The organism is Streptomyces sp. NPDC052101 (assembly GCF_040680235.1).
Taxonomy (GTDB): Bacteria; Actinomycetota; Actinomycetes; order Streptomycetales; family Streptomycetaceae; genus Streptomyces.
The window spans coordinates 16,790-29,664 of record NZ_JBFAWH010000031.1 but is presented as its reverse complement, the minus strand read 5'-3'; the positions used below and the strand labels follow the sequence as shown (position 1 = coordinate 29,664).

Here is a 12,875-nt window from a genome sequence, read left to right as displayed (position 1 = left end):
CCTGCCGCACCCGTGCGGCCGCCAGGGTGCGGGCGATGGCCAGGCCGTGCCCAAGGCCTACCGAGTCGGCCGGAACGCGCTCGCGGCCCACTCGGCGCTCTCGATGGGTTCCCGCGCACCGCTGGTGACGCGGCAGTGGTCTTCGCGTCAGGCCCACCAGCAGCGATACCAACTCGCAGCCTGACGCCATCAAAGTCCCCATGAACAATCTGCACCCTCTCGCGGCGTCATCCGGCTTGCTCGCGCCGGAATCCCAAGCGCCCCGCGGAGGCAACTCATGGCCGCACTCGGGTCCAAGCCTTTCGATTCACGCGACCAGGGTGCCCACCGGATCCGATAGTTCGCTCGAAAAGATATCGGGGGAGTTCAGCAATGTCTGAATCCAACACCACGCCCGCCCGCACGAACCGGCCAGCCGACACTTCCCGAGCGCGGGCGAACCTCCAGATCTCCTTTTCTCCGGGAGCGGTAGATCTGCCGTCGCTCGTGCCGACCATGTATACCTTCATGTTCCGGAACATCGCCAGTGACGGCTTCGTCTTCAGCGATCCGCAGTCGCCGGGCGACATTTCCCGGGACTCGAAGCCGGGTTGCATCATCGCCGCCCCGTCCTTCCCGGCCGACACCCCCGGCATCGACGAGGACTACGTCTTCAACTGGGTGCGCGACGGAGCCATCACGGCCATGGAGGTGGCCAAGGCCGACATGCCCACCCGCCCGGGCGGGACGGTGCAGACGCTCAACGACTACGTGCAGTTCGCCGACCTCTGCCACTCCAACGCCCAGCCGCCGTTGACCAAGGGGCACGCCTGCTTCAACATCGCCGGCGACGCCCGCCCGTGGACCGAGCAGAACGACGGTCCGGCCCTGCAGACGATCACCATCCTGGCCGCCTACGACCAGCTCGACCTCGGCACCCAGAAGCGGGCGGTCGACCTGGTGAACTCGAACGTGGCCTACCTCCTCGGCGTCTACCAGGGCCCCACCACGAACCTGTGGGAGGAGCACGGCGGGTACAGCTTCTTCGCCCGCTCAGCCCAGCTGCGCTGCTTCGAGGAGATCCAGGCCTCGACCATCGTCGGTATCGACAAGCCGACCGGGCTGCGTCCCGCCATCAAGTGGCTGCGCCAGGCCCTCGCAAGCCACTGGGACGGGAGCAAGTACGTGAGCATGCTGGCCGACCCCGGTGACGGGTCCCAGCCGTCGCCCGAGAATCCGGTCGTCAGCGGTTACGACCCGAACATCGACATCGTCCAGTCGGCCGTCTACGGCGCCCTTCCCGTCACCGACACCAAGCTGCTGGCCACAGCGGCCCAACTGCGCTCGCAGTGGGAGGAGGGCGGCATCGCCTTCTACCCCATCAACAAGGCCGACAAGGAAGCGTTCGGTATCGGGCCGCTGTTCGGCCGCTACCCGGGCGACGTCTACGACGGTGACACCGCGCACCCGGTGCTCGGCGGCCACCCCTGGGCCCTCTCCACGTGCAACGTCGCTGAGCTGCACTACAAGCTGGCCGCCGAGATCAAGTCGAGCGGCAAGGTGCCCTTGGACGATCTGTCCGCACCCTTCTTCGCCCAGTCCGGCATCGACGCGTCGACGGCCCCGGCGGCAGCCGCCGCCGCTTTGGCGGCCACCGGTGACGCCATGGTGCAGGCCGTCATCCACCACAGTGACAACTTGGAGCTGTCCGAGCAGTTCGACGGCACCACCGGCTTCGAGCGCAGTGTGCACAACCTGACGTGGAGCTATGCCGCCTACCTGTCCGCCATGCGGGCCCGGGCCGAGGCTGTGTGACCCAATGGCCGACCGACTCGAATCCTTGACCCCACACCGGTCCCGGCCGCGCCTGGCAGCGGAGGAGTGACTGCCCCATGTACGCGAAGTTCCCCGAGGGGTCGGCGAAGCGCACCGACCCCGCGGCGGCGGCCGAGATTCTCTACGACGCCGTCATCGTCGGCGGCGGGATCGCCGGCGCCCTCATCGCCTCGCGGCTGAGCGACGCCGGCAAGAGGGTACTGATACTCGAAGCGGGCCCCGCCGAGGACCTCACCCTGAGGGGCTACGAGAGCTACCTCGACCGCTTCTACTCGGCCACCAGCAAGGACAATCAGTCCCCGTACCCGGTGCTCGCCAACGCCCCGATGCCCCGCGGCACCGACGCACGGCGCATCGCCCCGGGCGCGCCCGACGCCTCGGCCTACATCGTCCAGAGCGGGCCCTTCGCCACCGACACCACCTATACGCGGGTCCTCGGCGGCACCACCATGCACTGGGAGGCCAAGACGCTGCGGATGCTCCCCGAGGACTTCCGCATGCGTACGCTCTACGGCGAGGGGGCCGACTGGCCGCTCACCTACGAGGACCTCGCCCCGTACTACAACGAGGCCGAACGCGAGATCGGCGTCTCCGCCGACGTGGAGGACCAGGCCTACCTCGGGATGACCTTCGACGAGGGCTACGTGTTCCCGATGAAGGGGCTGCCCCTGTCGTACCTGGACCGGATGGTCGCCAAGGACCTCGACGGGATGCCGGTCGAACTCGACGGGGAGCGGCGCGAACTGCGGGTCCGGCCGTTCCCGCAGGGGCGGAACGGGATACCGAACCCGGCCTTCGACGGCGGGAAGGGCTACGTGCCGCGAGGGGCGGTGAGCACGTACCAGGTCGAGGTCGGCGGGCGGTGCCAGGGCAACAACAACTGCGTGCCCATCTGCCCCGTGCAGGCCAAGTACCACGCCGGCAAGACCCTCGCGGTGGCCCTCCAGAGCGGCCGGGTCGACCTGGTGGCCCAGGCGGTGGCCTACAAGGTGCACGTCGACGAGCAGACCCGCCGGGTGACCGAGATCGAGTACCGCCGCTACGACCGGCCCGACAACCCCGGCTTCACCACCATGCGAGCCCGGGGCCGGCTGTTCATCCTGGCCGCCAACGCGGTGGAGAACCCCCGGCTGATGCTCGCCTCCGGCCTGCGCAGCTCAAGCGGCCTGATGGGGCGGAACTTCATGGACCACGCCTATCTGCTGGCGTGGGCCCTGCTGCCAGAGGTGGCCGGCACCTTCCGGGGCACGAACTGCACGGGCGGCATCACCGACCTGCGCGGGGGCCGCTTCCGCAGCCGCCAGGCGGCATTCAGCGTCGACATACACAACGACGGCTGGGGCTGGGCCCGGGGGGCGCCGATGACCGACCTGATCGACCTGGTGGACGCCGGTGGACGCTACGGCGAGTCCCTCCGCCAGGGCCTGGTGGACCGGGTCTCCCGCCAGCTGCAGTTGGCGTTCATGGTCGAGGTCCCCGCCAACCCGAGCAACCGGATCACCGTGGACCCGGCCTACACCGACCACCTGGGGAACATGCGGCCCATCCTCACCTACGACATCCCCGACTACACGATGCGGGGGGTGGCGTACGCCCGGCAGCTGTCGCGACGGATCTTCGCCCGCCTCGGAGCCGAGGACCACACCGAGTACGACCCGAACTTCTGGGGCTACGCCGTCCATGCCGGCGAGGGGTACGAGATCCGAGGGGGCAACCATCTCGCCGGTACCCACACGATGGGCCGCGACCCGTCGACCTCGGTGGTCAACCCGGATCAGCGGTGCTGGGATCACGAGAACCTCTACCTGGTCGGCGGGGGAAGCATGCCCACCGTGGGCACGTCGAACGTGACGCTCACCGTCGCCGCCCTGTGCCTGCGCAGCGTCGGGGCCATGCTGGCCCAGCTCGACACCGAGACCGCACCGATCGACGTCACCTCGACCGGAGCCGGCCGGCGCCGGCCTCAGGAGGTGGCCCGGTGACCGCGTCGACCATCAACAACCGTGACGACCTGATCAGCTATCTGCACGTGGCGATGGCGCTGGAACACGCGACCATCCCCCCTTACCTGACCGCGTACTACTCCATACAGTCCACCACCAACTCCGACGCCGCCCACATCATCCGGGTGGTCGCGGTGGAGGAGATGCTGCACCTCACCCTCGTCGCCAACGTCCTGAACGCCATCGGAGGGCAGCCCGACCTGACCCGCCCCGGCTTCGTGCCGTCCTACCCGGCCTATCTGCCCGACGGGGAGAACGACTTCACCGTCGACCTGCGGCCCTTGTCCCCCGAGGCGGTGGAGACGTTCTGCAAGATCGAACGGCCGGGCCAGGCCCCCAGTGCCGACGCACGGCTGCTGCGCACACCGGACAGCGGGAGTCCGGTACTGGCCTTCAGCCCGACGGCCGAGGGGATGCGCTTCTACAGCATCGGCGAGTTCTACGCAGAGATCATCGAAGGGCTCGAGAAGGTGGCAGCCGGGGACCCCAAGCTCTTCTCCGGAGATCCGGCCCTGCAGGTGGGGCCCGAGTACTTCTACTCCGGCGGTGGGGCGGTGATCGTCGTCTCCGACCTGGACTCGGCCTGCCGAGCGCTGCGCTTCATCGCCGCCCAGGGCGAGGGCCTCGACTCCGGCATCTACGACGCGGACGGGGAGCTGGCCCACTACTACCGGTTCCGGCAACTGCAGCTCGGCCGCTACTACCAGGTGGGCGACGACCCCGACGCGCCTTCGGGGCCGCCGCTCAGCATCAGCTGGGACGATGTGTACAAGGTGAAGGTGAGCGCCCGGCTGGCCGACTTCCCGGCGGGTTCGGAACTCGCCCGTGTCGCCCGGGACTTCAACGCCCAATACGGGGCCTTTCTCGCCCTGCTCACCAGAGCGTTCAACGGGAAGCCGGGCCTCTTGCAGGACGCCGTCTGCGACATGTTCCGCCTGCGCGACGGGTTCAACCGGCTGGTGCGCAACCCCCTGCCGGGCAGCGACGGCCTGCACGCCGCTCCCACCTTCGAGATCCCGGCCGCGTTCGGGGCCGATCCGGCGGCCGCACCGGCCGCTGGCGAGAGCGCGCAGGAGGTGACGCGGTGACCGCCCCGTCGTTCGAGGACTTCCTCTCCTTGTCGGTCGACCTGACCGCCTTCGAAGAGACCGTGCTCCTCGGCACCGGTCTGGCCCGCCCCTACCTGGCCAAGGTGCAGGCGGCCTGCGGCGACGAGGTCGTCACCGCTCTCTTGGACGCCCACCGGGCAGCCCGGGCGGACGCGGCCGTCGATGCCAGGGGCCATGACCGGGCCCTGCCCGACCGGGCCTTCCTCGACCGGGCTCTGCTCGACCGCGCCCTGCGCCACCGGATCTTCAGCGACGACCGCCTCGGCCCGGTGGCCCGCAATCTGATCAAACTCTGGTACGCGGGGACGTGGTACGCGCTGCCACCCGAGTGGACCGACTGCTATGGGGCCCATACCGAGGGCGAGACTTCCACGGTCACCGCCGCCTCCTACCAGGAGGGGCTGCTGTGGCGGGCCATCGGGGCCAATCCTCCAGGCGCCAAGGGGCCCGGCTACGGCTCCTGGGCTCAGCCGCCCCGCATCGCGGACCGCTACCTGAAAGGGGCGACGAAATGACAGGACTGGCTGACCGCCTCGGCCCGGACAAGGTGAAGCTCGGCGTCTGCTGCACCCTGTGGTGGAACGACGACTTCCCCACCATCGACGCCGACATCTCCTTCGGCCAGGCCGTGAGCGAGATGGCGCTCGCCGGCTTCCAGGGCTGCAGCATCGGGCACAAGTACCCCTCGGACGCCGCCGCGCTCAAGGCCGCCCTCGATCTGCGCGGCCTCCAGGTGTCCGAGCCCTGGACGAGCACGTACTTCACGATCGGCAAGATGCGGCAGAAGACGATCGCCGCCTTCGAGGAGACGCTGGCCCATGTCAAGGCGCTGGGCGGGACCGAGCTGGTCGTGGCCGAGTTCGGAGCGTCGTCGCACCTGCTCCCTGTCGACGTGTTCGCCAACCGCCCGGTTTTCACCGACGCCCAGTGGGACGCCCTGACGTCGGGCCTGGACGAACTCGGCAAGATCGCGGGCTCGGCCGGGATGAAGCTCAGCTATCACCACCACATGGGTACCGGCGTCATGACCCGGGCCGACGTCGACCGGCTGATGGCCTCGACCGATCCGGCCCTGGTCCACCTCCTGCTCGACACCGCCCACATCGCCTTCGCCGGCGACGATCCACTGGACATGGCCCGGGCCTACGCCGACCGCATCGGCCACGTCCACATGAAGAGCATCCGGCCCGAGGTCGTGAGCCGGGTGCGGGAAGAAGGCCTGTCGTTCCAGGAGGGCGTCGAGCTAGGCGTCTTCACCGTGCCCGGAGACGGCGCGATCGACTTCCGGCCCATCCTCGAGGTGCTCGCCGACGCCGATTACCGGGGGTGGTTGGTCGTGGAAGCCGAGCAGGACCCGAACAAGGCCATCCCGCTCGAGTACGCCAAGAAGGCCCGCGCCTACCTCGCCGACGTCTTGGGCTGGTAGTGAACGGAGGACACCGGGAATGAACGCGACATTCAAACGGGATGTGTTCTTCAGCTTCTTCATGTTCACGGCCGACCTGAGGCCGCAGGACTCGCGTTACACCGCAGTCCTGATCAACCATCTGAAGGCCCTCACCGGCATGGGCTACGACGGCTTCGACCTGCACATCGCCGCCCAGCCCGCGACCGTCGACCACAAGCTCGAGATCGACAGCTATGTCGCCCTCAAGAAGGCGTTCGACCAGGCAGGGCTGAAGGACGTGAAGTTCACGACCAATGTCGGGACCACGCGGACCTTCGACCCGACCTCACCTTACGAGGAGCAGCGCCGAAAGGCCCTGTCCTACCTCAAGTCACGCGTCGACATCACGCGGATCCTGGGCGGCGACTCGATCATGTCAGGGCCGTTCCTCTACCCCTACGGCGTCTTTCCGGTCACGGACGCTGATGAGCCGATCTGGAGCGACGCCCTCCAGGACTGGATGGAGTCGCGCTTTCACGCGGCGCGCTCCGTCTTCGAGGACCTGGTGGAGTACGCCGCGGCGCGAAACGTGAAGCTCGCCATCGAGCCCGTCAAGAGCTGGGAGACGCCGCCACCCAACATGGTCTCGGAGGCACTGGAGTTCCTCGAGGGCCTTGAGCACCCGCAGGCTGGCGTGACGATCGACACCGCGCAAGTCGTGATGGAAAGCCAGGGCCCGTCGATCTTCAAGGAAAACGTCGCGAAAGCCGTCCGGCAGGATCGGCTCCACTACGTCCATATATCCGCGCCCGACCGGGGTGCGGTGAAAGACAGCTGGATCCCGTGGGACATCGTCCTGAACGAGGTCGAGCCGGTGTATCGCGGGCCGTACCTGATCGAGGTGTTCAACGCGATCCCGCCGTTCGTCAGCTCTATGCGAATGGCACGCCGGCGCTTCTGGCGGCCCGGCGAGGACGACCCGGTGCCCGATGTCGAAAGCGCCTACGACGTCGCGAGGGCCGCATTGGAGGAACTGCGAGAGCAGATCATCACTCCTTCCGCCGGAGTACCTCGGAAAGGTCCCGAATGCTAGCCCAGGTGTCAGATCCCATCATCATGGTCGTGAAGCAGGCGGGCGATGTCCGTATTCACACCTTCGTCTCGTCCTTCGAGTACGGCAATATCGCGAACGCCACGCATATCATCGAGACCAGGAACCAGCTGGTTCTCGTCGACGGGCAGTTTCTCGTTCCCTATGCAAGGGCGTTCAGGGACTACGCAGACAGTCTGGGCAAGCCGATCGAGAGGCTGTACCTTTCCCACCGGCACCCCGACCACTGGTTCGGTTTGGGGGCAGCGTTCAACGACATCGCGATCTACGCGCTGCCTGAGACCATGAGCTTCATCCAGGAGCACGGAGAAGCTTCGAGGAGTGACCACTGGAAACTCGGCGACCTCGCTCCGGACCAGATAGTCGTGCCCAAGCAAGCCGTCAGCCCCGGCACCGAGACGATCGACGGGGTCAGGTACATCTTCGACCGGGTGACAGAAACCGAAATCGACTTCCACCTGACCATCAGGCTTCCTGATCTCGGAGTCTATTTCGCTCAGGACTTGATCTACAGCGGCAACCATCTGTACCTGACGAATCATCTGGGCCACTGGATCCGGGTGCTCCAGGAAATGCTGCTGTCGGACTACGATCTGTTCATGCCGGGCCACGGACTGCCGGCCGACAAGAATGAGGTCGCTCGCAACATCGAGTACCTCTCGGCGGCCAGGCAGGCGATCGGCAACGGGTTGGCAGGCGACGCCTTCAAGGATTTCATGCTCCAGCGGTATCCCGAACGCAAGTGCCCGGGGATATTCGACATCTACATGCCCCGGCTGTTCGGCGGCGCGAGCGACTACTGACCGCGGAGGTATTCAGACCGTGAACGAGACCTGCACCGTAGGACAGTATCTGGTGGACCGGCTTCGCCAACTGGGCCTGGAGCATCTGTTCTCCATTGCGGGCGACTACTCGATAGACTGGTTGAACCGCTATGTCACGCCGAGCAGCATTGAAATCGTAGAAGAAGTCAACGAGGTCAATGCCGGCTATGCGGCGGACGGATACGCGAGGCTGAAGGGAATCGGTGCCCTCTGTGTCACCTACTCCGCGGGTGCACTGTGTGCCGTGAACGCTGTCGCCGGCGCTTACGTCGAGAAGGTGCCGCTCGTGCTGATCAACGGCACACCGAGCATCAAGAAGACCATCACCTTCGAGCAGACCGGCTTCAGCGCGCATCACTTCATCAGCGGACGCGAAACGGATATGCAGTCGTTCGAGCATATTACGGCCGCCACCGTACGCGTCGACAACCCGGATCTTGCGCCGACGCTGATAGATTATGCACTCACCCAGTGCATAACCGAACGGCGCCCGATCTATATCGAGCTTCTCCAGGACATGGTCGACTTGGAATGCGAGCCGCCGAGGGGTGTTCTGAAGCCGGCCAGGACCTTGTCCGACAAGACCAGCCTGGAACAGTCGGTCGCGCAGATCTGCGCAAAGCTTGAAAGCGCCGAGAACCCGCTCATCTGGGTCGGCGTGGAGATCGACCGGCTCGGTCTGCAGGACAAGGCCATGAGCCTGATCCAGCAACTGGACGTCCCGTTCGTCACGGAACTCCTCAGTAAGTCCGTCCTGCCCGAGGACGATGCGCTGTTCGTCGGCGTACTCGACGGGCAGGCATCAGCGACAGCCGTTACGGATCTGGCCAGGACGGCTGATTTCGTGCTGGCCCTCGGCGTGTGGCTGACGGACATCAACTCGTTGGGCTGGGACCCGGACTACGACAAGACCGCATTTGCGTCGTTCGACGCGGTCAAGTTCGGAACCTACTTCGGCGGACAGGTCGCGCTGGAGCATCTGATAGACGGCATACTGGCGGAAAAACTCACGCCCAAAGTGCGGAAAATGCCGGAGAAGCCGGCCCGTACCGCGCCGGTCGTGGGCCCGTCCGATGTGATCACGTACCAGGGCTTCTACAACTTCATCCAGCAGTACATCGACAGGGACACTATCGTCGGTGCCGATGCGAGCATGAACTACTTCGGGAGCCTGCTGCTCGATGTGCCAGGACCGGGCGGGTTCGTCGTTCAGTCGTCGTACTCATCGATTGGCTATAGCGGGCCGGCTGCGACAGGTATCTGCCTGGCGAAGCGGCCCGACCAAAGGGTGATGGTCTTCACCGGTGACGGCGGCTTCCAGATGACCGCCCAATGCCTCTCGACGCAGACTCGCTTCAAGCTCAATCCGATCATCTTCATCATCGACAACGGCGTCTACGCCGTGGAGCAGTGGCTCGCCGATTCGTCGGTTTTCCATGCCGACAAGCCGTTCTACAGGCCGTGCATTCTGCACCGGTGGAATTACAGCCGCCTGTCGGAGGTCTTCGGTTGTCGGGGGTGGGAAGTCGGCACGTACAGAGAGCTGAGGGATGCCGTGACGAGTGCTCTGAAGAACTCGAACGGCCCATCCGTCATCCAGGTCCGAGTTCCGGACAAATCGATTCCAGACAACGCAAAGTGGAAAGCCCAGTAGCGCGAGCGACGTGAGGAGAGAGTGATGCCGACGAAGATCACTGCAATCTACGAGAACCCGAAGTCCCCCGAGGCCTTCGAGGCCGGTCACAACGAGCAGATCGATCTGGCGCAGAAGATCCCCGGAGTCCAGCGGATCGAGAGCGCGAAGGTCTGGCCGAAGGAGGACGGCAGCGCGACGCCGGCTTATCGCGTACTCGACATGTACTTCGCCGACTACGACGCGGCCAGCAGGGCCGTGACGACCGAAGAGGCATCGGCGTTCGTCGCCAAGGCTTTCGAGCTGGCGACTGGTGGTGTGCGGCTCCTCTTCACAGATGTCGAGGAGTTCTGACCTCGATTCTCCCGAGCCGTGATGCCCTCGCAGTGAGCGGCTGGCTGCCCGATGTATCCCGTGTCGTGGCGGGGCGGGCCGTCGCGTGACGCTGCGGGGGCGTCGGGTTCCACGGGCCCGAGTTCGTCACCCGCTACACCCGCGCCCTGGACACCCTCACGAGCCTGGGCCGATGCCGCGCAGGCCGGCGGGAGCCCGCTCTCGGACAGCCGCAGCATCGCCGGCCCCAAGCCGTCCTCGCCGTCGACGAACAGCTGCATGCGCTCGGCGGCGAGGGTGTGCTGCGCCGCCCGTGTGCGGTTCGACGGCGTGCCGGTGGCACACGTGTCGGCGGACGCGTTCTGCCACTCGATGGTCCGCGGCCTCTTACACTGTCGCTCCCCGTCAGCCGGGCTTGAGGAGGCCGTTGTCGACCACGGCGCGGCCGAAAGGGCTTGCGAGTTCCGCGAGACGCTCACAGCCGGCGTCACCCAGGGCGGCGTAGGCCGGAAGGGCCAGGCGGTCGGTGCGGTCCTCGATGTGCCGGCGCAGGAGTGTCCCTTCCGAGCTGAGGGAGTCGCCGTCGAGAAGGCCTCGCTCGCGCAAACGCTCCTGGGTGCCGGCCCACTTCTCCTCGGGCCAGGCGCGGCTCGCCTTGAGGAAGTCGACGGGAAGTTCACCGGTGGCGGCGTGCAGAACCAGGGCCTCCAAGCCCCCGACGCCCTCGCTCACCAGGCACGCGACATGGCCGTCTCCTCGGAACTCCCGGAGCAGCGTCTGGGCGTGCCACAGTTGCAGTACCGGCTCCTGCGGCCAAGGCAGTGCGGCGTGTGCGGCGAACAGGGGGCGGCCCTCCGCGTGTTCGCAGGCCGCCTCGGCCGCCCGGCGGGTCAGCGTCAGGACCTCCGCCAAGTGGGGCAGCTCGTGGATTCCCGCCCGTCGCAGGGCTTCGCCCGCCGCGGCGTACCGCGCGTCCAGCACCTGCTGAGGCGTCGTCGCGTCCCAGGCGCCGTCGACCGCCTCGCGTACCAGATCGGGGTTGAAGTTGTAGAAGGTCGAGATGATCAGCTCGGCGGATGCCCGGCCGAACGCGGCGCTCCGGGAGGTGAAGTATCCGGCGCGTCCGCTCAGTCCCAGGTCCGCGTACCGACGTCTTGCCTCGGGGGCGAAGTAGATCATGCCGTGTACCGGCTCCAGTCGGCGCCAGGCCGCACGCGCTGTCTTCATGGGTCACCTCTTCGGAGAGTCGATGAGCGGGGTACGCGTCGCGGTCCCGTACCCGCTGTGTGTTCGCAGGTGTTCGAGCAGCAGGCGGCTCAGTGTCTCGGGCGCCTCTTCGGGCACCCAGTGGCTGACGCCCTGAAGGGTTTCGAACCGGTACGGCCCGTTGGTCCACTGCCTGGACCCCTGCGCGGCCGCCGGGCCGAACGCGCTGTCCTCCGTGCTCCAGACGTACAGCGTGGGCACCTCGATGACGCCGATCTCGCCGCCGGGGCGCCCGGCTCGGTACCAGTTCAGCGCCGCGGTGAGAGCGCCCGGCTGGGACAGGTGCCGTACGTAGGCTTCGGCACTGTCCTGGGGAACCTTCCCGGCGTACAACTCGCGAAGCTCTTGGGCGTCGCGGGCGAGCATGCGTTCCTCGGTCGCGGGTGTGTCACGCCAGTCGATCATGTAGTGGGAGCGCTCGCGCTGATCCTGGTCGGTGCGCAGAGCGGTGGCCAGAGCGCCGGGGTGAGGGGTCGACACCACGGTCAGGGTGCGTACCCGTCCGGGGTGGGCGTGAGCGGTCCACCAGGCCACCGCGCCTCCCCAGTCATGGCCGACCAGGTCGAACGCCGCCCAGCCCAGTTCTTCGGTGATCGCGACCACGTCGTCGACGAGGAGGTCCATGCGGTAGTCCTCGGGCCGTTGGGGGCGGGCGCCCGGGGAGTACCCACGCTGGTCGGGCGCCACCACCCGGTAGCCGTACGCGGCCAGCGCCGCGATCTGCCGTTGCCACACCAGCCCCGTCTGCGGAAAACCGTGCAGCAGCAGCACCGGGCGGCCCTCGGGCGGACCCGCCACGATCGCGTCGAACACCCCCGCGATGGTGGAGATGCTCAGCTCCGTCACCCTCCGCCTCCTCGTACCGACTGGTCGGTAGCCTCCAGGTGAAGGTGCGGGCTGTCAAGTGCGGCGGGCGCGTGACGATGCACGCTCCACTGGCGACGCCGCGCGTCGAAGCCCGCCGGGCCGTCGTCCTCCGCGAGGAACCTGGCGAGCCGCCGGTAGTCCCAGGTGCCCGCCGCCTGGTGCTGTCCGGACCAGGGACGATGCCCTGGCGCCGGGGGACCGCCCCGCCCCGTCGTCGGAAGCCGGAGCGCTCAGACGGCGTTCAAACCTCCGTCGACCACCAGGCTCTGCCCGGTGATGCAGGAAGCGTGGTCGGAGAGCAGGAAGGTGACGGCTTCGGCCACCTCCCAGGCGGTGCCCTGGCGCCCGAGCGGTAGGCGGGGGAGTCGGTGGCGGCGCGCAGCGCGCGCTCCCACTGCTGCGGTGAGGCGTCCGCCAGGCCCGCGCCGAGGTCGATGCCGACGTTGACCACGACCGCGTCGAGGGCGCCGAATTCACGAAGGCCTCGGCGGCCATGGCCGAGGTCTGGCCAGGATGCGTGGTGTCAC

The 12,875-nt window shown here is 67.3% G+C and carries 12 protein-coding genes; 9 read left to right on the top strand and 3 right to left on the bottom strand.

Annotated elements, in window-relative coordinates; genetic code table 11:
• Nucleotides 1–507: 507 nt before the first annotated feature.
• From AB0L75_RS35660 to AB0L75_RS35620, 9 genes are all read left to right on the top strand, one after another.
• Entirely contained in the window at nucleotides 508–1,794 is a 1,287-nt protein-coding gene (locus AB0L75_RS35660) for a glycoside hydrolase family 15 protein (protein WP_365189690.1), read from the top strand.
• Nucleotides 1,795–1,871: 77 nt separating this feature from the next.
• Nucleotides 1,872–3,797: a GMC family oxidoreductase gene (locus AB0L75_RS35655; protein ID WP_365189688.1), complete on the top strand. Its 1,926-nt coding sequence runs from the start codon at nucleotides 1,872–1,874 to the stop codon at nucleotides 3,795–3,797.
• Entirely contained in the window at nucleotides 3,794–4,906 is a 1,113-nt protein-coding gene (locus AB0L75_RS35650; protein WP_365189685.1) for a ferritin-like protein, read from the top strand. Before AB0L75_RS35655 ends, AB0L75_RS35650 begins: the two co-directional genes overlap by 4 nt.
• Nucleotides 4,903–5,442, top strand: coding sequence for a hypothetical protein (locus AB0L75_RS35645; protein WP_365189683.1), 540 nt, complete (start codon nucleotides 4,903–4,905; stop codon nucleotides 5,440–5,442). The genes AB0L75_RS35650 and AB0L75_RS35645 overlap by 4 nt, the downstream gene beginning before the upstream one ends.
• On the top strand, nucleotides 5,439–6,353 hold the full coding sequence (gene iolE / locus AB0L75_RS35640; RefSeq protein WP_365189681.1) for a myo-inosose-2 dehydratase: 915 nt from the start codon (nucleotides 5,439–5,441) through the stop codon (nucleotides 6,351–6,353). Before AB0L75_RS35645 ends, iolE begins: the two co-directional genes overlap by 4 nt.
• A 19-nt stretch (nucleotides 6,354–6,372) precedes the next feature.
• The gene (locus tag AB0L75_RS35635) at nucleotides 6,373–7,407 is read left to right on the top strand and encodes a sugar phosphate isomerase/epimerase family protein (protein WP_365189679.1); all 1,035 of its coding nucleotides are present in this window, start codon (nucleotides 6,373–6,375) and stop codon (nucleotides 7,405–7,407) included.
• Between the two features lie 29 nt (nucleotides 7,408–7,436).
• A complete protein-coding gene (locus tag AB0L75_RS35630) occupies nucleotides 7,437–8,228 on the top strand; it encodes an MBL fold metallo-hydrolase (protein WP_365189676.1) in 792 nt (263 codons plus the stop codon).
• A gap of 19 nt (nucleotides 8,229–8,247) precedes the next feature.
• Complete coding sequence (locus tag AB0L75_RS35625) at nucleotides 8,248–9,903, top strand: thiamine pyrophosphate-dependent enzyme (protein WP_365189673.1); 1,656 nt, start codon at nucleotides 8,248–8,250, stop codon at nucleotides 9,901–9,903.
• A 24-nt stretch (nucleotides 9,904–9,927) separates the two neighbouring features.
• Nucleotides 9,928–10,236: an EthD family reductase gene (locus AB0L75_RS35620; RefSeq protein ID WP_365189671.1), complete on the top strand. Its 309-nt coding sequence runs from the start codon at nucleotides 9,928–9,930 to the stop codon at nucleotides 10,234–10,236.
• 384 nt (nucleotides 10,237–10,620) lie between these two features.
• On the opposite strand, the gene AB0L75_RS35615 is transcribed toward AB0L75_RS35620, so the two are convergent.
• The 3 genes from AB0L75_RS35615 to AB0L75_RS35605 all read right to left on the bottom strand — a co-directional run bounded on the left by AB0L75_RS35615 (nucleotide 10,621) and on the right by AB0L75_RS35605 (nucleotide 12,743).
• Complete coding sequence (locus tag AB0L75_RS35615; protein WP_365189669.1) at nucleotides 10,621–11,442, bottom strand: hypothetical protein; 822 nt, start codon at nucleotides 11,440–11,442, stop codon at nucleotides 10,621–10,623.
• A 3-nt stretch (nucleotides 11,443–11,445) separates the two neighbouring features.
• The gene (locus AB0L75_RS35610; RefSeq protein WP_365189666.1) at nucleotides 11,446–12,327 is read right to left on the bottom strand and encodes an alpha/beta hydrolase; all 882 of its coding nucleotides are present in this window, start codon (nucleotides 12,325–12,327) and stop codon (nucleotides 11,446–11,448) included.
• A 251-nt stretch (nucleotides 12,328–12,578) separates the two neighbouring features.
• Nucleotides 12,579–12,743, bottom strand: a complete 165-nt coding sequence (locus tag AB0L75_RS35605) for an SDR family oxidoreductase (RefSeq protein WP_365189663.1) — start codon at nucleotides 12,741–12,743, stop codon at nucleotides 12,579–12,581.
• Nucleotides 12,744–12,875 lie beyond the last annotated feature (132 nt).